The 25,467-nt window shown below is 66.6% G+C and carries 23 protein-coding genes, 1 other RNA gene and 2 pseudogenes; 15 read left to right on the forward strand and 11 right to left on the reverse strand.

Annotated elements, in window-relative coordinates:
* Window positions 1-16 precede the first annotated feature (16 nt).
* The 3 genes and pseudogenes from cysK (at window position 17) to XarbCFBP7408_RS14845 (ending at window position 2,466) form a co-directional block, all read left to right on the forward strand.
* On the forward strand, window positions 17-976 hold the full coding sequence (gene cysK, locus XarbCFBP7408_RS14835) for a cysteine synthase A (RefSeq protein ID WP_016902280.1): 960 nt from the start codon (window positions 17-19) through the stop codon (window positions 974-976).
* A gap of 331 nt (window positions 977-1,307) precedes the next feature.
* Window positions 1,308-1,728, forward strand: a pseudogene (locus tag XarbCFBP7408_RS14840) (methyltransferase family protein).
* A gap of 198 nt (window positions 1,729-1,926) precedes the next feature.
* Entirely contained in the window at window positions 1,927-2,466 is a 540-nt protein-coding gene (locus XarbCFBP7408_RS14845) for an O-acetyl-ADP-ribose deacetylase (protein WP_104563612.1), read from the forward strand.
* A 220-nt stretch (window positions 2,467-2,686) separates the two neighbouring features.
* On the opposite strand, the gene XarbCFBP7408_RS14850 is transcribed toward XarbCFBP7408_RS14845, so the two are convergent.
* The 6 genes from XarbCFBP7408_RS14850 to XarbCFBP7408_RS14875 form a co-directional block, all read right to left on the reverse strand.
* Window positions 2,687-3,691, reverse strand: coding sequence for a class I fructose-bisphosphate aldolase (locus XarbCFBP7408_RS14850; protein WP_104563613.1), 1,005 nt, complete (start codon window positions 3,689-3,691; stop codon window positions 2,687-2,689).
* 277 nt (window positions 3,692-3,968) lie between these two features.
* Window positions 3,969-5,435, reverse strand: a complete 1,467-nt coding sequence (gene pyk, locus XarbCFBP7408_RS14855) for a pyruvate kinase (RefSeq protein ID WP_104563614.1) — start codon at window positions 5,433-5,435, stop codon at window positions 3,969-3,971.
* A 338-nt stretch (window positions 5,436-5,773) separates the two neighbouring features.
* Window positions 5,774-6,421, reverse strand: coding sequence for an HAD family hydrolase (locus XarbCFBP7408_RS14860; RefSeq protein WP_104563615.1), 648 nt, complete (start codon window positions 6,419-6,421; stop codon window positions 5,774-5,776).
* A complete protein-coding gene (locus tag XarbCFBP7408_RS14865) occupies window positions 6,418-7,593 on the reverse strand; it encodes a phosphoglycerate kinase (protein ID WP_104563616.1) in 1,176 nt (391 codons plus the stop codon). Before XarbCFBP7408_RS14865 ends, XarbCFBP7408_RS14860 begins: the two co-directional genes overlap by 4 nt.
* Before the next feature lie 316 nt (window positions 7,594-7,909).
* Window positions 7,910-9,268 (reverse strand): DUF3999 domain-containing protein, encoded by a 1,359-nt coding sequence (locus tag XarbCFBP7408_RS14870; protein WP_104563617.1) that lies wholly within the window; start codon window positions 9,266-9,268, stop codon window positions 7,910-7,912.
* Window positions 9,265-12,033, reverse strand: a complete 2,769-nt coding sequence (locus tag XarbCFBP7408_RS14875) for a DUF2339 domain-containing protein (protein WP_429001398.1) — start codon at window positions 12,031-12,033, stop codon at window positions 9,265-9,267. The genes XarbCFBP7408_RS14870 and XarbCFBP7408_RS14875 overlap by 4 nt, the downstream gene beginning before the upstream one ends.
* Window positions 12,034-12,688: 655 nt before the next feature.
* On the opposite strand from XarbCFBP7408_RS14875, the gene XarbCFBP7408_RS14885 reads away from it, so the two are divergent.
* Together XarbCFBP7408_RS14885 and XarbCFBP7408_RS14890 are read left to right on the forward strand one after the other, a co-directional pair.
* Entirely contained in the window at window positions 12,689-13,174 is a 486-nt protein-coding gene (locus XarbCFBP7408_RS14885) for a hypothetical protein (protein WP_104563619.1), read from the forward strand.
* Between the two features lie 106 nt (window positions 13,175-13,280).
* Window positions 13,281-13,679, forward strand: a complete 399-nt coding sequence (locus tag XarbCFBP7408_RS14890; protein WP_104563620.1) for a hypothetical protein — start codon at window positions 13,281-13,283, stop codon at window positions 13,677-13,679.
* Between the two features lie 71 nt (window positions 13,680-13,750).
* Here the strand turns inward: XarbCFBP7408_RS14890 and gap are convergent, their stop codons facing one another.
* Window positions 13,751-14,752 carry a type I glyceraldehyde-3-phosphate dehydrogenase gene (gene gap, locus XarbCFBP7408_RS14895; protein ID WP_024938165.1) on the reverse strand — a complete coding sequence of 334 codons (1,002 nt, stop codon included), beginning with the start codon at window positions 14,750-14,752 and terminating at the stop codon, window positions 13,751-13,753.
* Window positions 14,753-15,227: 475 nt separating this feature from the next.
* Between gap and XarbCFBP7408_RS14900 the strand changes: the two genes are divergently transcribed.
* From XarbCFBP7408_RS14900 to XarbCFBP7408_RS14940, 9 genes are all read left to right on the forward strand, one after another.
* Window positions 15,228-15,740, forward strand: a complete 513-nt coding sequence (locus XarbCFBP7408_RS14900) for an SgcJ/EcaC family oxidoreductase (protein WP_104563621.1) — start codon at window positions 15,228-15,230, stop codon at window positions 15,738-15,740.
* A 251-nt stretch (window positions 15,741-15,991) separates the two neighbouring features.
* Complete coding sequence (locus XarbCFBP7408_RS14905) at window positions 15,992-16,615, forward strand: OmpW/AlkL family protein (protein WP_104563622.1); 624 nt, start codon at window positions 15,992-15,994, stop codon at window positions 16,613-16,615.
* A 119-nt stretch (window positions 16,616-16,734) separates the two neighbouring features.
* Complete coding sequence (locus XarbCFBP7408_RS14910; RefSeq protein WP_104563623.1) at window positions 16,735-17,349, forward strand: OmpW/AlkL family protein; 615 nt, start codon at window positions 16,735-16,737, stop codon at window positions 17,347-17,349.
* Between the two features lie 89 nt (window positions 17,350-17,438).
* Window positions 17,439-18,254: a S1/P1 nuclease gene (locus tag XarbCFBP7408_RS14915; protein ID WP_104563624.1), complete on the forward strand. Its 816-nt coding sequence runs from the start codon at window positions 17,439-17,441 to the stop codon at window positions 18,252-18,254.
* A 13-nt stretch (window positions 18,255-18,267) separates the two neighbouring features.
* Complete coding sequence (locus XarbCFBP7408_RS14920; protein WP_104563635.1) at window positions 18,268-19,092, forward strand: MBL fold metallo-hydrolase; 825 nt, start codon at window positions 18,268-18,270, stop codon at window positions 19,090-19,092.
* A 75-nt stretch (window positions 19,093-19,167) separates the two neighbouring features.
* Complete coding sequence (gene modA / locus XarbCFBP7408_RS14925; RefSeq protein WP_104563625.1) at window positions 19,168-19,944, forward strand: molybdate ABC transporter substrate-binding protein; 777 nt, start codon at window positions 19,168-19,170, stop codon at window positions 19,942-19,944.
* A gap of 15 nt (window positions 19,945-19,959) precedes the next feature.
* Entirely contained in the window at window positions 19,960-20,646 is a 687-nt protein-coding gene (gene modB, locus XarbCFBP7408_RS14930) for a molybdate ABC transporter permease subunit (protein ID WP_181106664.1), read from the forward strand.
* A complete protein-coding gene (gene modC / locus XarbCFBP7408_RS14935) occupies window positions 20,646-21,260 on the forward strand; it encodes a molybdenum ABC transporter ATP-binding protein (protein WP_104563627.1) in 615 nt (204 codons plus the stop codon). Before modB ends, modC begins: the two co-directional genes overlap by 1 nt.
* 46 nt (window positions 21,261-21,306) lie before the next feature.
* Window positions 21,307-21,864 carry a flavin reductase family protein gene (locus tag XarbCFBP7408_RS14940; protein ID WP_104563628.1) on the forward strand — a complete coding sequence of 186 codons (558 nt, stop codon included), beginning with the start codon at window positions 21,307-21,309 and terminating at the stop codon, window positions 21,862-21,864.
* An 18-nt stretch (window positions 21,865-21,882) separates the two neighbouring features.
* Here XarbCFBP7408_RS14940 and XarbCFBP7408_RS14945 read toward each other — a convergent pair whose 3' ends face one another.
* From XarbCFBP7408_RS14945 to XarbCFBP7408_RS14960, 4 genes are all read right to left on the reverse strand, one after another.
* Window positions 21,883-22,440, reverse strand: coding sequence for a hypothetical protein (locus tag XarbCFBP7408_RS14945; RefSeq protein WP_429001397.1), 558 nt, complete (start codon window positions 22,438-22,440; stop codon window positions 21,883-21,885).
* Window positions 22,441-22,464: 24 nt separating this feature from the next.
* Window positions 22,465-22,540, reverse strand: a non-coding RNA gene (locus XarbCFBP7408_RS14950) — sX9 sRNA.
* 70 nt (window positions 22,541-22,610) lie between these two features.
* Window positions 22,611-23,909 carry a TonB family protein gene (locus tag XarbCFBP7408_RS14955; RefSeq protein WP_104563630.1) on the reverse strand — a complete coding sequence of 433 codons (1,299 nt, stop codon included), beginning with the start codon at window positions 23,907-23,909 and terminating at the stop codon, window positions 22,611-22,613.
* Entirely contained in the window at window positions 23,899-24,267 is a 369-nt protein-coding gene (locus XarbCFBP7408_RS14960) for a BlaI/MecI/CopY family transcriptional regulator (protein ID WP_104563631.1), read from the reverse strand. Before XarbCFBP7408_RS14960 ends, XarbCFBP7408_RS14955 begins: the two co-directional genes overlap by 11 nt.
* 152 nt (window positions 24,268-24,419) lie before the next feature.
* Between XarbCFBP7408_RS14960 and XarbCFBP7408_RS14965 the strand changes: the two are divergent.
* Window positions 24,420-25,376: pseudogene (locus XarbCFBP7408_RS14965) on the forward strand (acetyl-CoA hydrolase/transferase C-terminal domain-containing protein); the annotation flags it as partial.
* Window positions 25,377-25,467: the final 91 nt, after the last annotated feature.

Here is a 25,467-nt window from a genome sequence, read left to right on the forward strand (position 1 = left end):
TTCCGACGGAGACCCCATGGCCCTGTACGACAACATCCTCGACACCATCGGCCGCACCCCGGTGGTCAAACTCAACCGGCTCGCGCCCGAGCACGTGACCTTGTACGTCAAGGTCGAGTCGTTCAATCCGGGCGGCTCGGTCAAGGACCGCCTGGCGCTGGCGATCATCCTCGATGCCGAACAGCGCGGCCTGCTCAAGCCCGGCGATACCATTGTCGAAGCCACCTCCGGCAATACCGGCGTGGCGCTGGCGATGGTGGCCGCCGCGCGCGGCTACAAGTTCGTCGCCACCATGGTGGAAACCTTCTCGATCGAGCGCCGCAAGCTGATGCGCGCCTATGGCGCCAAGGTGATCCTGACCCCGGCCGCCGAGCGCGGCAGCGGCATGGTGCGCAAGGCCAGGGAGCTGGCCGAGCAGCATGGCTGGTTCCTGGCCAGCCAGTTCGCCAACCCGGCCAATCCGGCCTACCACCGCAACACCACCGCGGCCGAAATCCTGCGCGACTTCGCCGGCCACCGGCTGGACCATTTCGTCACCGGCTGGGGCACCGGCGGCACGCTCACCGGCGTGGGTGAAGTGCTGCGCGTGGCCCGCCCGGAAGTGCGCATCACCGCCACCGAACCGGCCGGCGCTGCGCTATTGCAGGGCCAGGACTGGAAGCCGCACAAGATCCAGGGCTGGACCCCGGACTTCGTGCCGGAAGTGCTCAACCGCGAGGTCGCCCACGAAGTGCTGAGCGTGGAAGACACCGACGCGATCAGCGTGGCCCGCCGTCTGGCCGCCGAAGAAGGCATCTTCACCGGCATCTCCGGCGGTGCCACCGTCGCCACCGCCCTGCGCGTGGCCGAAAGCGCGGTGCCCGGCGCAGTGGTGCTGGCGATGTTGCCCGACACCGGCGAGCGCTATTTCTCCACGCCGCTGTTTGCCGACATCAACGAAGGCTCCGACGACGACTGGCTGGCCGGTCTGCCCTGACCGATCACACAGCGTTGGTTTGCACACACAGGCCGCGCCCACAGCGCGGCCTGTGTGTTTTGGTCGATCCAGTCATCGCGCCGGCCTTCCCCGCACTTCCCAGCGTGCACACGCGTGGGGCCGCCGAGACGTCCGATGGCACTGCGCCCCAGAACACTGGCGTCGCACCTTGCCGGCGCCACCTGAATCTTTCGACCCTTGGCCATGCATCGATGACCACGGACCGATGTCGTGGATCCCTGTGTGCAGCACAGCGCGCATTTCGGCCCGCGCGTACTCCCGTCCATGTCAAGGAAACGTTAGGATGGCGGCCGATGCAGGGAGAACCGTCGTGAGCAACCAGCCGTATGGACACAGCGACACCCGCGTTTCGCGGGCGCCATGGCTGGTCAAGATCACCTCGCCTGCGCACTTCGCGCTGGCCCTGGGCATGGGCGCCTGGCTGCAGAGCGCACTGCAGCTGCCATTGCCTGCACCGACGCCACTGGCCTGGATCGAGCTGGCTGGCGGTGTGATCGCCTGTCTGGGGCTGGCGCTGGCGGTGAGCTGCTTCATCCTGTTCGCGCGCCGACGCACCACCATCATGCCCAGCGGCCATCCCTCACGGCTGGTGCTGGTGGGCGGTCGCCTTGCTGCCGCTGCCCTGGCTGGCCCTGCAGCTGTATGTGATTCCGTTCGAGGAGGCGCGCCTGCGCAACGAATTCGGCCGCCAATACAGCGCCTATTGCGCACGCGTGCGGCGCTGGTTGTAAGCCCCCGATCGTGGTGACACCGCTGCTCGGCGATTGAGCGGATTGATCGCATCTGCGGGTTGGCACGCTTCCCGCAGCACGACCGCCACAGCCGTTTCCGGCAATCGCAGCAGATGAGATGAATGGGCGCTAGCGTGCCCATTCCGCAACGCGCGCCCCATCACGCGTTCCTCATGCAAATCCCATAATTATCGCGCTATGAAGATCGAAGTCTGGCAAGGCGACATCACCGAACTCGACGTTGACGTCATCGTCAACGCCGCCAACGAATCATTGCTGGGCGGTGGCGGCGTGGATGGTGCCATCCACCGTGCCGCCGGCCCGCGCCTGCTGCAGGCCTGCGAGGCATTGCCGCAGGTGCGTCCGGGTGTGCGTTGCCCCACCGGCGAAATCCGCATCACCGACGGGTTCGATCTCAAGGCGCGGCACGTGTTTCATACCGTCGGCCCGGTCTGGCGCGACGGCAAGCACAACGAGCCGGAACAGCTGGCCAACTGCTACTGGCAGTCGTTGAAACTGGCCGAGCAGATGATGCTGCATTCGATCGCGTTCCCGGCGATCAGCTGCGGCATCTACGGCTATCCGCTGTACCAGGCCGCGCGCATCGCCGTGACCGAAACCCGCGACTGGCAGCGCTCGCACAAGGTGCCCAAGCACATCGTGCTGGTGGCCTACAACGAGGCCACGTTCAAGGCCTACCAGCAGGCGCTGGCTGCGCAGGACACCGCTGCCGCCTGACACGCAGGACTCGCATCGTTTACACAACCGGGCGCCGCAAGGCGCCCGTTGCGTTTTGGCGCGGCAGCAGCGCAGTGGCACGACGCAAGATGCCGGCTTTGCAAACCAATGCAGCTGAACTTGCCGGATGCCGCAAACAATGCCGCGAACAAAAACGCCGGCAGCGCTGCCGGCGTTTTCGTTCTATCGATGCGGCGGCCTTGCAGCCGTCAGCAATCGATCAAGCCTTCCACTTGCCCAGCGCGGCTAGGCCGTTTTCCTTGGCGCGCTCATAAATGATCTGCTGCGCCTTGGCAAAGTTGCCGGTCATGTCCTTGGCCCACAGCTTCAGTGCGGCCTGCTGCATCGCGCGGCCGTAGGAGAAGCTCAGCGGCCACGGCAGGTTGCCGAGCTGGTGCATTTCGTTGAGGTGCGCGGTGGACTGCTCGTCGGTCTGGCCGCCGGACAGGAAGACGATGCCAGGCAGGATCGCCGGCACGGTCGACTTCAGGCACATCACGGTGGACTCGGCCACTTCCTCGACGCTGGCCTGCTCTTCGCAGCCCTTGCCGGAGATGACCATCGAGGCCTTCAGGATGGTGCCTTCGAGCACGACATTCTGCTCATACAGTGCGCCGAACAGCGAACGCAGCGTGGCTTCGGTGACCTCGTAGCAGGTCTCGATGTCGTGGTTGCCGTCCATGATCACTTCCGGCTCCACCATCGGCACCAGGCCCTGCTCCTGGCACAGCGCGGCATAACGCGCCAGCGCATGCGAGTTGGCCTCGATGCAGGTGCCGGACGGGATGTCCTCGCCGATGTTGATGACCGCGCGCCACTTGGCGAAGCGCGCGCCCAGCGTGTAGTACTCCTCCAGCCGCGCGCGCAGGCCGTCCAGGCCTTCGGTGACCAGTTCGCCCGGCATGCCGGCCAGTGGCTGCGCACCCTTGTCGACCTTGATGCCCGGGATGATGCCGTGGGCGGTCATGTACTCGGCGAACGGCACGCCGTCCTTGGTCTTCTGACGGATGGTCTCGTCGAACAGGATGGCGCCGGAGATGTAGTCGCTCAGCTTGGGCGTGGTCAGCAGCAGTTCGCGGTAGGCGCGACGGTTTTCTTCGATGTTCTCGATGCCGACGCTGGCAAAACGCTTGGCGATCGTGCTGGTCGATTCGTCGATGGCGATGATGCCCTTGCCCGGGGCGACCATGGCCTGGGCGGTTTCGGCAAGCTGTTCGATGCTCATGTAGTTCCTGTGGCAGCTGCGGGGGAGAACGAAAGTATAGCGACGAAAGTCGTAGACATTCCTTCACGGAATGCCTGCAACCGATTACACGTGTCCGGCATCGCGGATGTGTGGCGCAGCGCACTGCATGCTGCGCACGTCGTCAGCAGCGTATGCGCCACGGGCCATCTTCCGCACAGCACAACGGCGACCCGCAGGCCGCCGCTGTGTCTGCACGCAACGATGTGGATGCAGCGCGTGTGTCGACCGACGACGCACGCACTGCGCAGGCCGTGCGTTACAGCTCGCCCAGTCCGCTGGCGCGGCCGTCTTCGCCCACTTCCAGCAGACGCAGCGTGTTGGTGGCGCCGTGGGTTTCCATATGCTCGCCGCTGGTGAACACCACGCGGTCGCCAGGCCCCATGCGCTCGTTCTCCACCAGCAGGCGGATCGCCGCACGTGCGGCTTCACGCGGGGTCAGGCCGCGGCTGTCGAAGCTGATCGGGAACACGCCACGCATCATCGCCATGTGGCGGCGCGCGCCATCGTGACGGGTGAAGGCGTAGATCGGCATGTTGGAACGGAAGCGCGACAGGTACCGCGGCGTGCCGCCGGACTCGGTCAACGCGACCACGCCGGCCAGACCGATGTGCTCGGACAGGAACATGGTCGCCATCGCGATCGCCTGGTCGGCGCGCTGCAGATTGCGTTGCGCCGCTTCGAAGTCGGTGTCGAACTCGAACTGGCGCTCGGCCCCCAGGCAGATGCGCGCCATCGCTTCCACCGCACGCACCGGATAGGCACCGGCTGCGGTTTCGGCCGAGAGCATCACCGCGTCGGTACCGTCGATGACCGCATTGGCCACGTCCAGCACTTCGGCGCGGGTCGGGATCGGGCTTTCCACCATCGACTGCAGCATCTGCGTGGCGGTGATCACCACTTTGTTCTGCGCCAGCGACTCGCGGATGATCTTCTTCTGCAGGCCCGGCAATTCGGCATCGCCGATTTCCACGCCCAGATCGCCACGCGCCACCATCACCACGTCGGAGGCTTCGACGATCTCGACCAGGTTCTCGATCGCTTCGGTGCGCTCGATCTTGGACACCAGCGCGGCATCGCAGCCGTGCTGACGGGCGATACGGCGCGCGTCATTCATGTCTTCGGCGTTGCGGCAGAACGACACCGCGATGAAGTCCACGCCGATCTTGGCGACGATGCCGATCAGCTCCTTGTCGCGCTCGGTCAACGCACCCAGCGACAGGCCGCCGCCCTGCTTGTTCAGGCCCTTGCGATCGGACAGCACGCCGTCGTTGAGCACGGTGGTGACGATGCGCTGACCCTGCACGTCGGCCACCTGCAGCTGCACCAGGCCATCGTCCAGCAGCAGCACGTCGCCAGCGGCCACGTCCTGCGGCAGGCCGAGGTAGCTGACGCCGACCTGATGCTGGTCGCCGGCAGGCGCATTGGGGTCGGCCACCAGGTCGAAACGCTCGCCGGTGGTCAGCTTGATCTTGCCTTCGGCAAAGCGCTCGACGCGGATCTTCGGGCCCGGCAGATCGGCCAGGATGCCGACTTCGGCACCGACGCGCACGGCCGCGGCGCGCACTTCGGCCGCGCGCTTGGCCTGGCCGGACGGGTCGCCATGGCTGAAGTTGAGGCGCACCACGTTGACGCCCGCCTTGAACAAGGCTTCCAGCACACCGGGCGGATCCGTCGCCGGTCCGAGCGTGGCGAGGATCTTGGTGCGGCGTTGACGCTCTTTCATGATGGCCTCCCTGTAAAAGCCGCGAAACTTAACACACGCGTCACCTACCGAGGATGGCATTGCGGCATAGCCACCCTCGTATTCCGGCATGTCCCAAAGACAGTGCGGGACAGTACGTACGCTTTCCGCAGCGCTGTCGCGTAGCGGGATGCTGCTGGGGGCTGTCACGCTAACGCGACAGCGGTGAAGGTCCCACGCAGCCAGCGCGCGGCCGCGCAGCGCTGACGCTGCAAGCCGCCTCGCCGCGTGTGCACGCGCTGCTCAGGCAGACGGGCGCCGGCCGCGCTCGCCTGGCGGCGCGCGCAGGGGCTTTGTGCATGACTCCTAGTGCGTGACTCCTACGACTGGATCAAGGCGCGCAACCCGGCAGGCGCGCGTGCGATCGCACCGGCACCGGCGGCACGCAGCTCGGCTTCGTCGCCGAAGCCCCACAACACGCCGATGCTGTGGATGCCGTGGTGGTTGGCGCCATCGATGTCCATCCGACGGTCGCCGATCATCACGCAGCCGGTCTTGGCGATGTCCAGCCGCCGCAGCGCTTCGGCGATCAGGTCAGGCTTGAAGCGGCGTTCGCCGTTTTCGCTGGCCCCGATCACGTTCTCGAAGCACGCCCCGAACGGCAGATGCTCGACGATGCGGCGCGCGTAGCGCTCGTTCTTGGAGGTCACCACCGCCAGGCGATGGCCGGCGCGGTGCAGGTCGATCACCACCTCGCCGATACCGTCGAACACGCTCAGTTCGGTCCAGCCGACCGCGTCGTAACGCCCGCGATACGCCGCCAGTGCGCGCTGCACCAGCTGCGGATCGTCGGGAAAGCAGTCGCTGAAGCTGTCGCGCAGCGGCGGGCCGATCCACGCGCGCAGGGTCTGCGGCGACGGACGCGGCTGGCCCACTGCGTCGAAGGCATGCACGATGCTGGCGACGATGCCCGGCTCCGAATCGACCAGGGTGCCGTCCAGATCGAAGAACAGCGTGGCAGCACTCACTTGCCGCGCGCCTCGAGCGCCGCCACCGCCGGCAAGCTCTTGCCTTCCAGGAATTCCAGGAAGGCACCGCCGCCGGTGGAAATGTAGGTGACGTCCTTGGCGATGTCGTACTTGTCCACCGCCGCCAGGGTATCGCCGCCACCAGCGATCGAGAACGCCTTGGAGCTGGCGATCGCACGCGCCAGCGTCTCGGTGCCGTGACTGAATGGCTCGAACTCGAACACGCCGACCGGCCCGTTCCACACCACGGTGCCGGCGCCGGCGATCAGCTCGGCGTAGCGCGCGGCGGTCTGCGGGCCGATGTCCAGGATCAGGTCGTCGGCCTCCACCGCGTCGAGCGCCTTCACCGCCGCTTCGGCATCGGGCAGGAACTGCTTGGCGACAACCACATCGGTCGGCAACGGAATCTCCGCACCGCGCAGCTTCGCATCGGCGACGATCTGGTTGGCGGTGGGAATCAGATCCGGCTCGCTCAGGGACTTGCCGACGCCATGCCCGGCCGCGGCGATGAAGGTGTTGGCGATGCCGCCGCCGACGATCAGCTGGTCGACCTTGTTGACCAGGTTGGACAGCAGCTCCAGCTTGGTGGACACCTTGCTGCCGGCCACGATCGCCAGCAGCGGCTTGGCCGGGTTGTCCAGCGCCTTGGCCAGCGCATCGAGTTCGGCCATCAACAGCGGGCCACCGGCAGCCACCGGCGCAAAGCGGATCACCCCATGGGTGGAGGCCTGCGCGCGATGCGCGGTGCCGAAGGCGTCCATGACGAACACATCGCACAGCGCGGCATACTTGCGCGCCAGCGTCTCGTCGTCCTTGCCCTCGCCGACATTCATGCGGCAGTTCTCCAGCAGCACCACCTGGCCCGGCGCCACGTCCACGCCGTCGACCCAGTCGCGCACCAGCGGCACGTCCACGCCCAGCAGCGCAGTCAGGCGCGCGGCCACCGGCGCCAGCGAATCTTCTTCGGTCCAGCTGCCTTCCTTGGGCCGGCCCAGGTGCGAGGTGACCATCACCGCGGCGCCCTTTTCCAGCGCCAGCTTGATGGTGGGCACCGAGGCGGTGATGCGCTGCTCGGAGGTGATCTGGCCGTTGTCGATCGGCACGTTGAGATCCTGGCGGATCAGCACGCGCTTGCCGGAGAGATCGAGGTCGGTCATGCGGACGATGGACATGGGGTCAGCTCGCTAGGTCTGGGGATTGGGGATTGGGGATTGGGGAATCGAAAACGCAGTCGGTGCACGCGGCGCCGATGTCTGGGCGCTGCGCGGACGGGTGGCTTGGGGCAGCGGTTGCACGCTGGCGTTGCGCCCGCGTGCGGGTCGCGGTGATTGCAGCTTGCCTGTCGCGCATGTCGCTGCCCGGACGGCTGGCGATGCGGGGGATGCTCGGTCGAAGACGACGGGCAATGCGGCTGCCTTGGCGACGGGGGACGCCCATTGTCGGACCTTCGCGCCGCAGCGGCAAACCGCGGTGCGACGCGCGTGCGCGTCAGGGGCTGCGATCGGCCGCCGAGCCGCGCAGCAGGCTCACCGCGAAACCACCGACCAGCAAGGCGCCGCCGACCAGCAGCGCCCATAGCAACCAGCGCTTCCAGTCGCGCGGTGTGGCGGCCGGCTGCAGCGCGGCATCGCCGGCCAGCGGCTGTGCCTGCGCGGCGACGTTGGCCTGGGCCGGTTGCCATTGCGCCCCGCGTTCGCGGCGCAGTGCCTGCAGCATCGAGGCCAAGGGCGCATCGCCACGTTGCTGCCGCGCGCTGCCGGCGACCACCGCATACGGCGGCTGCCCCTGGGCGAGGAACATCATCCGCTCCGGCTGGTAGCCCACACGCAGCGTCGGCAGCGCGGTGCTGCGTCCTTGCGCGGCCAGCAACCGCCACCGGCGATCGCGCACCGGGGCCGACAGCTGTTGCGGCGGCGACGCGGAGGCGGTGCCAGTCCCCAGGCGATACGCCAGCCACGGCCCGGCACGTTGCAGCCACGGCGCGTCATCGGCATCGCGGCTTGCCACGATCCATTCGACCGCCTCGGCCTGACCGCCGCTGACATCGACCTGGGTGATCGGAAAGCGCCCAGGCAAGGCATACACCACTGCCTTGTCCTGCGCAGTGCCCGGCAATTCCAGCCACTGCGATTGCGGCGGCGCCGAGACGCCGTCGAGTTCCGCATCGACCGCGCGCAAGGCCGGCAGCTCGCCGGATACCGGCACGATGCGCAGATAGCGCGCGCCGGCGTCCAACGCGATGCGGCGCTGCTGCAGACGCTGCGCCTGGTTGTCCAGCGCCATCACGGTGGCATCTGTGGCGAGCACGCGCCAGTCGCGCAGATCGTCGCTGCCTTCCACACGCAGCCGGGCCTGCACCGGCGTGTCGCCGTCCCAGTCCAGCCACAGCGCGCGCGGACGATCGCGCAAGGCGCTGGCATCGATCAGCCAGCTGCCGCCGGCGCCTGCAACGGCCGCAGTGCCGGTGGCGAAGCGGCCTTCCAGCCGACGCACCGCACCACTGGCATCGCGTTCGGCGATCAGTTGCAGATCGCCGTTGGCAGGCGCCGCACCGGCCGGCAGCGCGAACAAGGGCAGGCGTTGCCGGCGCGGCGCGGCAGCCGGCGCGGCATCCACCGGCAGGAGCGCGGCCGGCATCTCCTCGCCACGCGCATTGATCACCGCGACATCGCGCAGCCCCGCGTCATGGGCGCTGCGATAGATCGCCGCGTTCAAACGCAGCTGATACATGCCGGCATCCGCGCCGGTCACCTGCAGCGGCCACTGCTGACGATAGTCCTGGCGCACATCGGCCGCCTGCGCCAGCAGCGGTACCAGCAGCAGCCATCCCCATTGCCTGGATTTCATGCCTGATCCTCGTCCACGCCATCGTCTCCGCCAGCCCGCTCTTCGGCCACCGGCTGGCGCGGCGGCGCCGGTGCCAGATAGCCCACCACGGTGCACAACAGGCCATAGGCCATGAACGAGCCGATGCCGAGCAGATTGCCCAGATGCTGGCGGTCGACCAGCACCAGCTTGGCCAGCACCAGGCCCATCAACAACGCCCCACCCAGCCACAGTCCACGCTGGCCGCGCCGCGAGCCGATCACCCAGCCCAGCACGCCCAGCACGCTCCACACGATGGTCAGGCTGGTCTGCGACAGGGTCGCGCCGATCAACCCGGCATCCCACGCCACGCCGCCCCAGTGATGCACGCTATGCAAGGTGTTGCCGGTGATCAGGGCCCAGCCCGACACGCCCAGCGCAGTCACCCGCCAGCGCTGCACGGCCACCGGCGCCTGCGCAGACCAGGCCCAACGCGCCAGCAAGACCAGCACCGCCAGTTGCGCCAGCTCGGCCGGGTTGAGTAAGGGCAGCCACGGCAATGGCGCCGCGCTCACCGGGTCCAGCAGCACGCTCAGCCAACCGATACCCAGCACTGCGAACATGCAGCCCAGCAAGGCATTGCGTGCCCGATCGAAAGCGGCACCCTGCGGCCACGCCAGCCACGGCCAGCGCAACAGACCCACTGCCGCCACGATCAACCAGGGCGCGGCCAGCAAGGCGCAACGCCAGCCATTTGCCAGCATGAACGTATCGGCCACCCAGGCCACGCCCAACGACACCACCAGCGGCCACAGCAGCCACCAGATGAACTGTGCGGCCACCGCGCCTGCGCCGTGCTGCCCGCGCAGGCACCACAGCACGCGCGTGCCGGCCACGGCGAACGCCAGCCAGGCCAGCGCCCCCCAATGCGCGAACGGTTGCGTATGCGCATGGCTCTGCCACAGCGCCAACGGCGCGGCCAGCGCCAGCCCGACCATCGCCGTCCACACCAGCGCCGCTGCCGGGCGACGCCGATGCACCTCGGCTGCCAGCCACACGCTGAGCGCGACAAAGCCCAGCAGCAGATCCGGCTCGCTGCGCAGATCGCCGGCAAAGCGGAAGATCTCGTGCACACCGCACAGCGCCCACCAGCCCAGCCCCCACAGATACGCCACCAGCGCGCGGCGCGGCTGCCCTGCATCGCGCAGGAACCAGGCACTGGCCCAGCCGGCCAGTGCAAGCAGCAAGCTGCTCATGCAGGTGGCGTTGGCAACGGCCACCGTGTCGTAGCGCCACGCATCCACCCCGAAGGCGACCGCGACCGCTGCCAGCAACTGCAACGCCACCCCGCTGAACTGCGGGATGCGACGCTGCTGCCGCAGTCCCAGCCACAACAAGCCGGCGCCTTCGAGCGCGAAGACGCTGGCGGTGGCGCGCGCCGACAAGGCCAGCGGCACCGCCAGGGTCGCAAAACCGACCGCCAGCATCGCGTGCGCCTGGCCCAGCAGCCGCGTGGAAGCACGCCGCAGCAACCAGCTGGCCAGGCCCGCGTACAGCGCAGCCACCGCCAGCGCGCACAGCGCCAACGGCAGGCGCTCGCCATCCAGCAGGCGCGCCTGCAACGCGAAGGCCACCAGCGGGGTGCCGAACAACAGGCTGCCGTCGATGAGCCTGCCCGCACCGCCATCGCCACGCCGCGCGTGCAGGACCGGAATCGCCACATACATGGCGAAGAACAACAGCAGGAACGGCTCGGTCGTGGCGAATTTCGCCGGGGTGTATTGCAGCGCACCCCACAGCGTGCCGATGCCGAAGGTGAAGGCGAATCCGAGCAGGTTCAGCACCCGCCACGGACGCGTCCAGGCGATCGCCACGATGCCGGCATTGAGCACCGCGTAGTACGAAAACAGCGCGACATGATTGCCGCTGCCGGTGGACAGCCAGATCGGCGCAAGGAAGCCGGCCAGCACGCCCAGCACCGCCAGCGTGCGCGAATCCTGCACCACCGCCAGCACGCACATGCCGGCGATCAGCACCACGCTGATGCCCATCGCAAGAGCTGCGCCGAGCAGCCCGTACAACTTGAACGCGGCAAACACCGTCAGCAGCAAGCCACCGATGGCGCCGCCCTGCAACGCCAGCGCAAAGCCCGGCCGCTGCAGCCGTTGCTTCCAGCCAAAGACCAGGCCGACGAGCGCCAGCACACTGATGCCGGCCAGCCGCAGCTCGATCGGCATGCGCATCCAGCCCTGGTCGCTGGCGTACTTCAACAGCGACGCCACACCGGCCAGCAACACCAGCATGCCGACCTTGACCGGCACATTGCCTTCGGTGAACCAGCGCTTCACGGCGCTTGCCACGCGCGCCAGCGGGCCCGGCCCGGAGGGCAGGTGCGCGGGCTGTTCGAACTCGGCAGGCGCAGCGGTCAGGGGCGGCGCCTGCACTGCGCTGCGCGCCGCCGACGATGCGGGAGCTTCTGCCGGCAATGCTGGCGGCACTGGCGATGGTGCGGCCGGCGACTGCGTCGGCGCGGCTTGCAGATCTGCTGCGCGCGGCAGCTCAGGCTCGCCAGACGCAGACATACCGACGTCGGACGCCTCTTGCGGCTCCCACGCCCCGGCAGGCGGTGGTGTTGGCGCTGACCTGTGCACCGCCGCCGCGTCCCCGCCTCCTGCGCCGCTGGCCTGCCATTGCGCAAGCCGCTGTTCCAGCGCATCCACGCGCCGCCGCAGCCCGGCGATCCACACCAGGGCGATCACCACGCCTACCGGCACCGCAAGCAGCAACAGCACCACCGTCACGATCATCGTTTCCAACGCACAACCCCTGAGTCGGCATCCGGCCGAATGCGCGAACCATACAGCCTCGGCACGCGCCTGGGCAGCCAATCACTGCCTCAAACGCAGCGACGCGATGCCGTTGGCGGCACCCGCAAGCACCGGCTGCAGGCACGGACATCCACCCAAAAAAACGCCCGGAAGAACCGGGCGTCTGACACTTATTCGCGGTAACCGCTGTCGTTCTTGTTATGGATGATCCAGATCAGGTTGCCGCCGGTGTCCATCGACTTGCCAGCGAACACCAGGCGCCCCTGGCCCTTGTAGGCCATCTCGTTCGGCGGTCATCCAGGCCGGCGTACCGGTCTGCTTTTTTGCCATTGCCTGCGGCGCCAGCCCTGCCAGCAGCATGGTTTCCATCCACATACGATTGATCTGTACCTGCCTCTCCTTGAATCCATTGGGTACTTCTGTACGTCCTCTGTGGTCCCAGCGCAGCAACAATCACTGGCCAGCGGGTTATTAGCGCACGCGCCTGGGTCATGTCCACGCTGAGCCGTCTTGCAGACCCAGCAATTCGCTACTTGCCGAGCTTTGCCTCTAGTGCTACAAACGCGCCAGCGCACGGGTGAGCACCCGATTCGCAAGGACCAACGGCATCGCTGCCCTGCACGGACGTATCACAATGCACACCCTCTTCCGCGCTTACTCACTCCCCGCACTTTGCGCACTCGTCCTGCTGACGACCGCACCGCAGGCCTCTGCCGACATATTCGGCACCGCTGAAGATGTCGCCCGAAGCTGGATTGGCCACGACGCCAGCGAACTGATGATGCAATGGCCGGTAGGGAAAGGGCTCTATACGTCCGAAAACACCGAGACGCAGGAGACTGCCTACACTTACAACTTCGGCATAGAGGCGCACTACCGCACCAATTACTGGACCACGCAGGGAGGAATTATCGGCACGGTCGGCGGAGGCAAGGGCGTGGCCCCCACCCCGATTTTTCAGGAACACCAGCATAGCGAGGAAGTCTTCGTTCCCGCCGAACATCATTGCGAAATCACCTTCGTCGCCGATTCGGACGGCATCATCACCCGATACGATTTCGCTGGCAGCAAGTGCAACGACCATGTGCGTAGCTGGGGGCGCCCAAAACAAAAGAAGTAGCGCCATCCCTGATCGACATCAATCTATCAACCAAGGAACACTCCGAATGAAAATACGGAATTGGATTAGTCGTAGTGCATGGCTGGCGCTCGCACTGGCGCATTGCATGTTTGCCGCACCGGTCATGGCCGAATCGGCAAGGCACGGAACCATTGCAGCGCTGGAACCCATCGAAAACAAAGGCGAAAACGTTCCAGAACGCACCAGACGCCTGAAGAATGCAGCCTCGAACTTCGGCGGCATGGCAGGCAGCTTTCTCGGCCTGAAATCCAATAGTCCACTTGGTGCGGAGGCTGGAGCGGCGGCAGGCACTTATGCCGGCAAGCAGGTTGGCGACAAAGTCGTCAGCAATGGTGCAGCCTCGCACTACATGCTGAAGATCCGTTTCGACAACAAGTCGCAGGTCATCGTGACAAAGCCGAGCGCCGAAGTGTCCGGCTTGGCAGTTGGTAGCCGAGTCGCCGTCACAGGCAAGGGCGAAGACATGCGCATCACTGCAGAATGAGCGCTTGCTGAGGATCAGGACTTCAAATAAAAAAGCGCCGTAAGGCGCTTTTTTATTAATGGAAGCAGCCCTTACTTCGCGACCACCCGCACCATTTCCAGGCACTTGTTGGAATAGCCCCACTCGTTGTCGTACCAGGACACCAGCTTGACGAAGGTCGAGTCCAGCGCGATGCCGGCGTCGGCGTCGAACACCGAGGTGCAGGTTTCGCCGCGGAAGTCGGTAGCCACGACCTTGTCTTCGGTGTAACCCAGCACGCCCTTCAAGGCGCCTTCGCTCTGCGCCTTCACTTCGGCACAGATCTCGGCGTAGGTGGCCGGCTTTTCCAGTTCGACGGTGAGGTCGACCACCGACACGTCCGAGGTCGGCACGCGGAAGCTCATGCCGGTCAGCTTCTTGTTGAGCTCGGGGATCACCACGCCCACGGCCTTGGCGGCACCGGTGGAGGACGGGATGATGTTCTCCAGGATGCCGCGCCCACCGCGCCAATCCTTGTTCGACGGGCCGTCCACGGTCTTCTGCGTCGCCGTGGCCGCGTGCACGGTGGTCATCAGGCCGCGCTTGATGCCCCACTTGTCGTTGATCACCTTGGCCAACGGCGCCAGGCAGTTGGTGGTGCACGAGGCGTTGGAGACGATCGCTTCACCCTTGTAGGTGTTGTCGTTGACGCCGAACACGAACATCGGCGTGTCGTCCTTGGACGGTGCCGACAGGATCACCTTCTTGGCGCCCGCGTCGAGGTGCTTCTGCGCGGTTTCCTTGGTCAGGAACAGGCCGGTGGACTCGATCACCACGTCGGCGCCGACTGCATCCCACTTGAGGTTGGCCGGGTCGCGTTCCTGGGTCAGGCGGATCTTGTTGCCGTTGACGATCAGCGTGTTGCCGTCGACCGACACATCGGCCTTGAAGCGGCCATGCACCGAGTCGTACTGCAACATGTAGGCGAGGTAATCGGGCTCGAGCAGGTCATTGATGGCCACGATCTCGATGTCATTGGCGAAGTTCTGCACCGCAGAGCGCAGCACGTTGCGGCCGATGCGACCGAATCCGTTGATGCCAACCTTGATTGCCATGTTCACTAGCTCCTGCGGCCGCGATGGCGCGGCGGATGGAAAGGGAGCGCCATTCTAGCAGCGTCGCACTCGTGCAGCCGTGCTGCGGCCAGCGCTGCAGCATGTGGCGCTAGGACGTTGTGCCGTGGTGCATGCGTGGTGGGGATTGGGGAATCGGGAATCGGGAGGTGGGCGTGCTGTGTCGGTGCCGTCAATCGACAAGGCGATGCGCTCGGCGCTGCAAGCACGATGCGGTATGAGCTGACGCCTGCCTGACTTGAGGGCCCGTAATGATCTGGGGCGCGGCACGGACGCGGCAATCGAGACTACGCCTTATTTTTCGATATATCCAATATAATTCAATTACTTACTCTTTACGTCGATACGCTGAAAGGCGTATCGACGCATACGCCGAACAGCGGAATTTCGGCGCTCCGTGGATTTCGATACTGGCCCTGCCTGCTGAGGCACCCATCCATCACAACGGAGATTCCCCATGCGTCGCACCCTGTTCTCTCTGGTTCTGGCCCTGGCCGCCGCCCCGGCGCTGGCTGGCGGCGTGATGCATTACACCAACAAGGCCACGTTGCCGGCCGGCGGCGAAGAACGCGAAGTCGCCGCGCTGTTCGATACCTGGAACGCAGCACTGGCCACCGGCAATCCGGACAAGGTGGCCGATCTGTACGCGCCGGACGGCGTGTTGCTGCCGACCGTCTCCAACGAGGTCCGCGCCTCGCGCGAACAGATCGAAAAGTACTTCGAGATGTTCCTGACCAAGAAGCCGCAGGGCGTCGTCAACTACCGCACCGTACGCGTGCTCGATGACGACAGCGCGGTGGATGCCGGCGTCTACACCTTCACGCTGACCGACAAGGACGGCAGCAAGACCAATGTGCAGGCACGCTACACCTTCGTGTACGAAAAGCGCGACGGCAAGTGGCTGATCATCAACCACCACAGCTCGGCGATGCCGGAAGTGGATGCGCCCACGCTCGCCAAGGTCAAGTAAGTGCGCGATCGCCGCAGCCATCTGATCGCTGCCTGCTCCACCGCGCACCCAGGCGCATCGCGTTGCAGACCCAATGCGATGCGCCGGTGCGATCGCCGGTATGGCGCAGATCGCTGCTGTCGCTGCCGGCTCCTGCTCGCATCCGCGCATGACACGCAGCGTCGTTGCGCGGACGGATTGATCAGGATCAAGGCATCCGGCGGGCAACCCATCAAGACTTCTTCCATCCCCTGCACACAACGAGAGTTTCCATGCGCATGCGCTCTACCCTTCTGCTCGCCGGCCTGGCCGCCACCTTCGCCAGCGTCCCCGCACTGGCTCAATCCAAAGGCGACTGGACCGTTGCCGTCGGTGCCCACCAGGTCGCTCCCAAGTCCGATAACGGCCGCCTGGTCGGCGGCACGCTCGAGGCGGATGTCGGCAAGGACATCAAGCCGACCTTCACCGCGGAATACTTCATCGCCGACAACCTGGGCATCGAAGTACTCGCTGCGCTACCGTTCGAGCACGACATCGCGCTCCGTGGCCTGGGGCGTGTCAGCAGCACCAAGCAGCTGCCGCCGGTGATCTCGCTGCAGTACCACTTCAACAGCCAGGGCAGGCTCTCGCCGTTCGTTGGCGCGGGCATCAACTACACCCGTTTCTTCAGCACCGATACGCGCGGCGCGCTGGCCGGCAGCGAAATGGAACTGGACGATTCCTGGGGCCTGGCCCTGCACGCGGGCGTGGACTACAAGCTCAGCGACCGCGGCGCGCTGCGGGTAAACCTGCGCTGGATCGACATCGACACCGAAGCGCGCCTCGACGGCAACCGCATCGGCACGGTCAACATCGACCCGCTGGTCTACGGCGTGGCCTACGTGCACCGCTTCTGAGTCCGGCAGCGTGCGCGATGCATCTCTGGCACACTTGGCGTCCATGGACGTGAATCCACCGCCGGAGTTGCGGACAGGTTGGTCACGTCGACCGCCTGTCCGACCTATCCGGGGATTCCATGAGCATGCTGATCCGTACCGCCCTCGCCATCGCACTGGCCGCCTCGGCCACACCCGCCCTTGCACAATCGGCCGGCCACTGGACCACGGGCTACGGCGCCGGCTATGTCTCGCCCAAGTCCGACAGCGGCAGCTTCGGCGGCACGCGTGCCGAGATCCAGGGCGCACCGACGCTGTCGTTCACCTACGAATACTTCCTGCGCAACAACCTCGGCATCGAGGTGCATGCCGCAGTGTCGGGCAAGCACGATCTGGAGCTTGCAGGCGTCGGCAAGGTGGGCAGCTATTGGTCGGTGCCGCCGAGCGTGCTGTTGCAGTACCACATCAATGGCTACGGCACGGTGTCGCCGTTCGTGGGTGTCGGCATCAACTACACCACGTTTGTCGGCGAAGACGTCGATGACGCCTTCGGCAATGGCGACCTGAGCTTCGACGACTCGGTGGGCGCCACCGCGCATGTCGGTGTGGACTTCATCTTCAACGAGCGCAGCGGCCTGCGGGTGGATGCGCGCTGGACCAATTCGCGCAGCAACGTCGACTTCAATGGCAGCCGGCTGGGCAAGGCGCGGATCGATCCGCTGACCTATGGCGTGTCCTACCTGGTGTACTTCTGAGCATGCCGCAGACGCCACGCTGAGCCGTGGCCGTGGTTCGGCCGGGGACGGCCATCAAACCGTCCCGGACCGATGCGTACAATTGCCGGATGAAGACCTTCTCTCCTCGCATCCTCGTTCTTGCCGCAAGCGTGGTCGCGGCCCTGCAGCCCATCAGCGCCTTCGCCTGGGGGCCGCAAGGCCACCGCCTGGTGGCGCGCATTGCCGAGACCGAACTGAGCCCGCAGGCGCAAGCGCAGGTGGCGCAATTGCTCAAGGGCGAAGCCAACCCGACATTGGCCGGTGTCGCCAGCTGGGCCGACGAGCTGCGCGAGCACGACCCGGAGCTGGGCAAACGCTCCGGGCCCTGGCATTACGTCAATCTTGGCGAGCACGGCTGCACGTATGCGCCGCCGCGCGACTGCCCGGACGGCAACTGCGTGATCGCCGCGCTCGACCGGCAGACCGCGCTGCTTGCCGACCGTAGCCAGCCGCTGGACGTGCGCCGGCAGGCCCTGAAGTTCGTGGTGCATTTTGTCGGCGACATCCATCAGCCGATGCATGCCGGCTACGCGCACGACAAGGGCGGCAATGAATTCCAGCTGCAGGTCGCCGGCAAGGGCAGCAACCTGCATGCGCTGTGGGACAGCGGCATGCTCAACGACCGCCATCTCGATGACGATGCCTATCTGCAACGCCTGCTGGCGTTGCCGGCTGCCGCTGCGACATCGCCGGTGCTGCCACCGCCGGCCGCGGCATGGGCGCAGGCCTCCTGCAAGATCGCGGTCGCAGCAGGTGTCTATCCGGGCAAGCACGTGTTGCCGGACGACTACATCGCGACCTATCGTCCGCTGGCCGAGACCCAATTGCGCGAGGCCGGCGACCGACTGGCCGCCGTGCTCAATGCGGCGCTGGCCGCGCCCTGAAATGGAGACGCCGATGCAGCCCGAGGTGCTTGCGTTCTTTCACGCCGACAGCAACACCTTCACCTATGTGGTCGCCGACGCAGCGACCGGGGCGGCAGCGGTGATCGATCCGGCGCTGGACTATGCGGCCGACACCGGCCAGGTCGGCACGCGTGCCGCGCAAGCCATCGTCGATGCCGTCGCCCACCACGGCTGGCAGGTGCAGTGGCTGCTGGAAACCCATGCGCATGCCGATCACCTGTCTGCCGCACAGTGGCTGAAGCAGCATTGGCCGCAGGCACGCATCGGCATCGGTGAGGGCATCCGCGATGTGCAGCAGACGCTTGCGCCACGTTGTGCATTACCGGACGGGTTCCGTGCCGATGGCTCGCAGTTCGATCACCTGTTCGCCGACGACGAGCGCTTCGCGCTCGGCACGCTGCAGGCACGTGTCATCGCGGTGCCCGGGCATACCAGCGACAGCATCGCGTACCTGATCGGCGATGCGCTGTTCCCCGGCGATTCGTTGTTCATGCCGGACGCCGGCACCGCGCGCTGCGATTTCCCCGGTGGCGACGCGCGGCAACTGTTCGCCTCGATCCAGCGCATGTACGCGCTGCCGGAGGCCACGCGCGTGTTCGTCTGCCACGACTACGGCCCGGGCGGCCGTGAGGTGGCGTACCAGACCAGCATCGGCGAGCAGCGGCGCAGCAATCTCCACGTGCGCGACGGCGTGGAGATCGATGCATTCGTGGCGCAGCGCCAGGCCCGCGATGCCACGTTGCCCGAGCCCAGGCTGATCCGGCCGGCATTGCAGACCAATCTGCAGGCCGGCCGCTGCGACGGCGTCGTTGACTGACGCGCCAACGTCGCCACCACGCGGCGCATGGCGCGCAGCCGCTATGATCGCTGCCTGACCTTGCTGGAGCTTCCCATGCGCACGATCGGTTTTTGGCAGCGCGCGTTCTGCGTACTGATGCTTGCCCTGCCCGTCCTGGCCCCTGCGCAGACCGCGCCGGTGACGGTGTTCGCCGCAGCAAGCCTGAAGGAATCCATGGACGAGGCTGCGGCCGCTTACGAGAAGGCGACCGGCACGCCGGTGCGCGTCTCCTACGCCGCCAGCTCTGCACTGGCGCGCCAGATCGAGCAAGGCGCACCGGCAGACGTGTTCTTTTCGGCCGACCTGGAATGGATGGACTATCTGCAGCAACGCGGCCTGGTCGTGCCGGCGCAGCGTCGCAACCTGCTCGGCAATACCCTGGTGCTGATCGCCCCGGCCACCAGCCAGCTGCGCGTGGATCCGCGCCAGCCCGGCGCGATCGTCAAGGCGCTCGGCGACAACGGTCGGTTGGCGGTTGGCCAGACCAACAGCGTGCCGGCCGGCAAGTATGCCGCCGCAGCGCTGCGCAAACTCGGCCAGTGGGATGGAGTAAGCAATCGCCTGGCCGAGTCGGAAAGCGTGCGTGCCGCATTGATGCTGGTCTCGCGTGGCGAAACGCCGCTGGGCATCGTGTACGGCTCGGATGCGCGCGCCGAACCCAAGGTGCGCGTGGTCGCCACCTTTCCCGCCGATAGCCATGAGGCCATCGTGTATCCGGTGGCCGCGTTGAAGAACAGCCGCAATGCCGGCACGGCCGCGTTCGTGCAATGGCTGGGCAGCAAGCCGGCCAGGGCGATCTTCGTTGGCCGTGGTTTTTCGTTGCAGGATTGAGGCGCGCCGTTGTCGATGTTCAGCCCGCAGGAACTGACCGCGATCGGCCTGAGCCTCAAGGTCGCCATCGTTGCAGCCGTCGCCAGCCTGCCGCCCGGCATCGCCTGCGGCTGGCTGCTGGCGCGGCGGCGCTTTCCCGGCAAGGCGCTGCTGGATGCCCTGCTGCATCTGCCGCTGGTGATGCCGCCGGTGGTGACCGGTTATGCGTTGCTGGTGGCGCTGGGCACGCAGGGGCCGGTCGGCAGCTGGGTGCTGCAACACCTCGGCATCCAGTTCGCGTTCCGCTGGACCGGCGCGGCGCTGGCATGCGCGGTGATGGGATTCCCGCTGATGGTGCGCGCGATCCGCCTGTCCATCGAAGCGACCGACCGCCGTCTGGAAGCGGCCGCCGCCACGCTCGGTGCGGGCCCGTGGCGGGTGTTCTTCAGCATCACCTTGCCGCTGGCCTGGCCGGGCCTGGTGGCCGGCATGGTGCTGGCGTTCGCCAAGGCCTTGGGCGAATTCGGCGCGACCATCACCTTCGTCTCCAATATTCCTGGCGAAACCCAGACCTTGTCGTCGGCCATCTACGGGCTGATGCAGGTGCCGGGCATGGAATCGGGCGTGTGGCGGCTGGCCGGCGTCGCGCTGGCGATCTCGCTGGCGGCGCTGCTGCTGTCCGAGTGGCTGGTGCGTAGGCCGCATCCGCGCGAGGACGGCTGATGCTCGATATCGACCTGCAGCTGCAGCGCGGCAACTTCCAGCGGCATCTCCGCATCCAGGACCAGGCGCGGGTGGTGGCCCTGGTCGGCCCTTCCGGTGCGGGCAAGACCACGGTGCTCAATGCCATCGCCGGGCTGGTGCAGCCACAGGCCGGGCATATCCGCATCGACGGGAGCTGCCTGTACGACGCCCGGCAAGGCATCAACCTGCCCACGCACAAGCGCAGGATCGGCTACGTGTTCCAGGATGCGCGGCTGTTCCCGCATCTGGATGTGCGCCGCAATCTGCGTTACGGCCGGCATGCGCGTGGCACGGCGCCATTCGGTTTCGACGACGTGGTGGCGCTGTTGGGGATTGGGCCGTTACTGCAACGCCGGCCGCGCAATCTGTCCGGAGGCGAAGCGCAACGCGTGGCGATCGGCCGCGCCTTGTTGTCGCAACCGGCGATCCTGTTGTTCGACGAGCCCTTGTCGGCACTGGATCAGGCGCGCCGCGAAGAGCTGATTCCCTACCTGCAACGTGTGCGCGACGAGATCCGTCTGCCGATGCTGTATGTCAGCCACAATCCCGACGAGGTGCAGCGCATCGCCGATAGCGTGCATGTGCTGGAATGAGCGCATCGGCATTGTCGATCACCGCATTCAACCAGCTGGCGTGTCCATGAAACAGTATCGAAAACATGCATTCCCGGTGGAGCAGGCGCGCCGCTTCCTGGAACCCGGGCCGGTGGTGCTGGTCAGCTCGGCCCACAAGGGCCAGCGCGACATCATGACCATGGGCTGGCATATGGTGCTGGAGTTTTCGCCCTCGCTGATCGCGTGCTGCATCGCCCCCGGTAACCACAGTTTCGAACTGGTCCGGCGCAGCAAGCAATGCGTGATCAACCTGCCGACGGCCGAACTGCTCGACACCGTGATCGGCATCGGCAACAGCAGCGGTGCACAGATCGACAAGTTCGACCACTTCGGGCTGACTGCCGTGCCCGGCCAACGGGTCGCAGCGCCGGCCATCGCCGAGTGCTACGCCAGTTTCGAATGCCACCTGCACGACGGCCGGCAGATCAACCGCCACGCGCTCTTTGTCTGGGAAGTGGTGAGCGCGCAGGTGGCCAAGCGGCCCGCGCTTCCTAGGACGGTGCATTACCGCGGCGATGGCCGCTTCATGCTGTCCGGCGACGAAGTCTCGCGGCGGCGCCTGTTCGCCTCCGACATGCTCTGATCGCAGCGATGCCCGCGCTCAACGCGCCACCTTGCCGGTGCGCACGCTGACCTTGCCCTGGCGCACTTCGAAGGTGAACGCGAACGACAGCGTCACCGGTACCGGCTCCTGGCTGATGGCGCCGCTGCAATCGTCCGGCGCTGCCGGCTGCGCCACACCTGCGGCAAACGTGCACAGCGCGGCCGGAACGAACTGCCATTGCTGCACCGTGGTTCGCACCGACTGCACCAGATCGGCATTGTCCGGCAGCAGACCGGCCGCACATTCGTCGCGATCGGACATGGGGTCGAGGCGCTGTACCGCGCCGTCGGCGGTCAGGATCACATGCGCGCACACGGTGGTCGGCGGCAAGCTCTGCCGCGGCGAATCGGCCGGCAGCACCGGCGCATCGCTGCGCAGCGCGCGCGGCATGCGGAAGCGCTGCGTCGGCGCCAGTGTGTAAGGCTGGATGGAGCCGCCACCATCGCCGCCCGATTGCGCGCTCAGCATGCGCTGGTCCACCGAATCTTCGCGCTGGCTGCGCTGCTGGTCCTGCACGGCTTGCGTTGCGCATGCGCCAAGCGACAGCGCCAGGATTGCGGCGCAGGTCGGCGCAAGAGCGGCCGACCACACGCGGCGAGCAGTCGTCAGGTGGGCGTGGCCAGCACGCAGGAACCGGCGTGTACGAGCGACACATGCCAATTCCGGGCACCGGGCGCGCCCGCCTGGCAGTTGTGCAGTCGTCTTGCTGGTTGCGCTGGATTGCATCACGGCCTCTCCTGCATTGCGCAGCCTGCCGAAGCACAACCGGCAAGGCGATTGGACGCTGGCGCCTCCGAGCGCGCGGCGCCAGCATCGGCAGCGGCCGACGATTGCGCCGGCGCATCCAGTTCGAACTTCACCGGCACGCGCACCGTGGAAGCAATCGCCCTGCCATGTGCGTAGGCGGGCTTCAGCCGCCACTGGCGCGCTGCCTCCAGCACCGCTTGATCGAACACGCCGGCCGGCCTGCTCTGCACAATGTCGATGTGCTGCGGCCTGCCTGCAGAGTCGATTTCGATCTGCAGTTCGACAACGCCCTCGATACCGCCGTCGAACGCGGCTGCCGGATACTTGGGCGGTTGCATCGTGGCGAAATCCAGCGCATTGCCGGCCGCCAGCGCCGGTTGTGCCGCTAACGCAATGCGCGCCGGCTGCAGCGCCCAGGCGGCGGTGCTGATCCCCGCCGCCAGCAGCAGGACCATCGCCACGCGCCAGCGCGTGCGTCCGGCAGCGACGGGGGAAGCGCGTAGCGCCGCGATCCGCTGCGTCAACGGATGCAATGCGGCCCACTGACAGGCGAGCGGCGTAAAGTCGCCTCCAAGCTGGGTCTTGAGCATGGCGGTGGCGTAACTGCGGCGCTTACGCGGATGTTGCGCCAGCACCGCCGCATCGCACGCCAGCTCCTGATCCAGCCGGAACGCACGCCAGGCCAGATGCATCAGCGGGTTGAACCAGCCAACGCAGAGCATCAGCGCCGCCAGCAGGTTGGCATGCAGGTCGCCACGGCGCAGATGCATGCGCTCGTGCGCCAGGATCAGGGCGCGCTCATCAGCGTTGTAGCGCTCACTGAAATCCGCCGGCAGCACGATGCGCGGACGCCAGAGTCCCAGCGATGCAGGAAGACCGACACCGCGCGCGGCCGACCAGAGCCGGTCGTCGAGCCGGTGCAACGGCCCCAGGCTGCGCATGAAACGCCGTTGCCGCCTCCACAATCCGATCGCCATCACCAATGCGCCGCCCAGCCACGCTGCTGCCAGCCATGTTGCCCACGCACGACCTTCGCCATGCACGCTGGAGAGCGCCGGCACGGCAGTCAGCGTCGGCAATCCCGGCACCGCGATGCCCAGAGACGGGCCGGGCAACAAGGCCGCCACCAGCGCCAGCGGGACGCAGGACCAGATCGCATACGCCGCGGCGGCGCCCGACAGCTTGCGCAATGGGCGACGCAGGAGCAGGCAGACCAGCAGCGCAGCGGTGGTGTACAGCGTTGCGCGCGACAACAGGACCCAGGCCTCAGGGTTCATCGTCCAGCTCCTTGAGCAGTTGTTTCAGTTCCGCGATATCGGACGCGCTGAGTCTTCCGCGCTCGCTGAAGTGCGCCACCAGCGGCGCCACCCGCCCACCGAACAGGCGCTGCAGCAATCCCTCGCTCTGCTGCTGCACCCACTGCTCGCGCGCCAGCACCGGCGAATAGAGATAGCGTCGCCCTTGTTTGACCGCGCGGATGGCGCCCTTGCCGAGCAGGCGGTTGAGCAAGGTCTTGACGGTGGGCTCGGCCCAGTCGCTGTGCCCTGCCAGCGCGGCGACCACCTCGTCGGCGCTGCGTGGCGCCGCATCCCAGAGCACCTGCATCACCACCGCTTCGGCGTCACTGATCGACATGCGATTACATCCGTAATTTTTACCGATTACGCATGTAAAACTTGCGCCTGTCAAGCGCGTTTTCGATTGCCTTGCGGGAAATGCATGCGCCGACCCGGCCTTGTCGGCGATCCAGATACCTGCCCCGCCATCGCCTCGGCTACCCTGCACCGATGACTGAATACCTCACCGACCTGCCCGGCGCGGTTGCGCACATCCTGCAACGTCTCGATGGCCCGCTGCGCGTCGGCGCGCCGTTGGGCATCGGCAAGCCGCACCGGTTGTTGAACGCGCTGTATGCGCAGCTCAAGCACACGCCGACCCGGCCACTGGCGCTGTACACGGCGCTGTCGCTCAATCCGCCCAAGCCCGGCGCGGGACTGGAGGCACGCTTTGCGGCGCCGTTCATCGCGCGCCATTTTGGCGAGGATTTCCCGCGTCTTGCCTATGTCGATGACATGCTGCGCGATGCGCTGCCGGCGCATGTGCAGGTGGAAGAGTTCTACATGCAGTCCGGCGGGCTGCTGCACTCCACCCAGGCGCAGGCCGACTACACGAGCCTCAACTACACCCACGCTGCTGCGGCGGTGGCGCAGCGCGCGCCGAACCTGATCGTGCAGAAGGTGGCGCGCGAACCGGGCGGCACGCGGCTGTCGTTGTCGTGCAACAACGACATCACCCAGGACACGCTGGATGCGGTGCAGGCGCTCGGCCTGCCGCGCCCCATGCTGGTTGCGGAAGTGGACACGCAACTGCCGTGGATCGGCGGAACCGCGGCAGTGGAGGAGGCGTTCTTCGATATGGTGATCGACCTGCCCGGTCCGTCGCCGCGCCTGTTCGGGTTGCCCAGGCAGCCGGTAACCAGCGTCGACTACGCCATCGGTCTGTATGCCAGCGCGCTGGTCCGCGATGGCGGCACCTTGCAGATCGGCATCGGCACCCTGGCCGATGCACTGAGCCATGCGCTGGTACTGCGGCATACCGACAACGCCACCTATCGGCGCGTGCTGCAGGCGCTGGACCCGGAACTGGAACAGCATCCTGCGGTGCGCGCCAGCGGTGGCCTGGCGCCGTTCGAGATCGGCCTGTACGGCTGCAGCGAAATGCTCAACGAAGGGTTCAAGCAGTTAGAGCGTGTTATGAACTTTGAAAGAGCGTGGCTGCATTTCCAAGCATCAGAATCGTGAAGACAACAAAGTGCAAACCGGCCAAGGTTTCCGG

Source organism: Xanthomonas arboricola pv. guizotiae, assembly GCF_002940205.1.
GTDB lineage: Bacteria > Pseudomonadota > Gammaproteobacteria > Xanthomonadales > Xanthomonadaceae > Xanthomonas > Xanthomonas arboricola_C.

What these genes read in the sequence shown, in the direction of transcription:
- XarbCFBP7408_RS14845 (WP_104563612.1), top strand. Translation starts at nt 1,927, where the DNA reads ATGAAGATCGAAGTCTGGCAAGGCGACATCACCGAACTCGACGTTGAC.
- modA (WP_104563625.1), top strand. Translation starts at nt 19,168, where the DNA reads ATGCGCACGATCGGTTTTTGGCAGCGCGCGTTCTGCGTACTGATGCTT.
- XarbCFBP7408_RS14870 (WP_104563617.1), bottom strand. Translation starts at nt 9,268, where the DNA reads ATGAAATCCAGGCAATGGGGATGGCTGCTGCTGGTACCGCTGCTGGCG.
- XarbCFBP7408_RS14915 (WP_104563624.1), top strand. Translation starts at nt 17,439, where the DNA reads ATGAAGACCTTCTCTCCTCGCATCCTCGTTCTTGCCGCAAGCGTGGTC.
- XarbCFBP7408_RS14960 (WP_104563631.1), bottom strand. Translation starts at nt 24,267, where the DNA reads ATGTCGATCAGTGACGCCGAAGCGGTGGTGATGCAGGTGCTCTGGGAT.
- XarbCFBP7408_RS14850 (WP_104563613.1), bottom strand. Translation starts at nt 3,691, where the DNA reads ATGAGCATCGAACAGCTTGCCGAAACCGCCCAGGCCATGGTCGCCCCG.
- XarbCFBP7408_RS14900 (WP_104563621.1), top strand. Translation starts at nt 15,228, where the DNA reads ATGCGTCGCACCCTGTTCTCTCTGGTTCTGGCCCTGGCCGCCGCCCCG.
- XarbCFBP7408_RS14910 (WP_104563623.1), top strand. Translation starts at nt 16,735, where the DNA reads ATGAGCATGCTGATCCGTACCGCCCTCGCCATCGCACTGGCCGCCTCG.
- modB (WP_181106664.1), top strand. Translation starts at nt 19,960, where the DNA reads ATGTTCAGCCCGCAGGAACTGACCGCGATCGGCCTGAGCCTCAAGGTC.
- gap (WP_024938165.1), bottom strand. Translation starts at nt 14,752, where the DNA reads ATGGCAATCAAGGTTGGCATCAACGGATTCGGTCGCATCGGCCGCAAC.
- XarbCFBP7408_RS14885 (WP_104563619.1), top strand. Translation starts at nt 12,689, where the DNA reads ATGCACACCCTCTTCCGCGCTTACTCACTCCCCGCACTTTGCGCACTC.
- XarbCFBP7408_RS14905 (WP_104563622.1), top strand. Translation starts at nt 15,992, where the DNA reads ATGCGCATGCGCTCTACCCTTCTGCTCGCCGGCCTGGCCGCCACCTTC.
- XarbCFBP7408_RS14865 (WP_104563616.1), bottom strand. Translation starts at nt 7,593, where the DNA reads ATGTCCATCGTCCGCATGACCGACCTCGATCTCTCCGGCAAGCGCGTG.
- XarbCFBP7408_RS14890 (WP_104563620.1), top strand. Translation starts at nt 13,281, where the DNA reads ATGTTTGCCGCACCGGTCATGGCCGAATCGGCAAGGCACGGAACCATT.
- XarbCFBP7408_RS14920 (WP_104563635.1), top strand. Translation starts at nt 18,268, where the DNA reads ATGCAGCCCGAGGTGCTTGCGTTCTTTCACGCCGACAGCAACACCTTC.
- cysK (WP_016902280.1), top strand. Translation starts at nt 17, where the DNA reads ATGGCCCTGTACGACAACATCCTCGACACCATCGGCCGCACCCCGGTG.
- XarbCFBP7408_RS14875 (WP_429001398.1), bottom strand. Translation starts at nt 12,033, where the DNA reads ATGATCGTGACGGTGGTGCTGTTGCTGCTTGCGGTGCCGGTAGGCGTG.
- pyk (WP_104563614.1), bottom strand. Translation starts at nt 5,435, where the DNA reads ATGAAAGAGCGTCAACGCCGCACCAAGATCCTCGCCACGCTCGGACCG.
- XarbCFBP7408_RS14940 (WP_104563628.1), top strand. Translation starts at nt 21,307, where the DNA reads ATGAAACAGTATCGAAAACATGCATTCCCGGTGGAGCAGGCGCGCCGC.
- XarbCFBP7408_RS14955 (WP_104563630.1), bottom strand. Translation starts at nt 23,909, where the DNA reads ATGAACCCTGAGGCCTGGGTCCTGTTGTCGCGCGCAACGCTGTACACC.
- modC (WP_104563627.1), top strand. Translation starts at nt 20,646, where the DNA reads ATGCTCGATATCGACCTGCAGCTGCAGCGCGGCAACTTCCAGCGGCAT.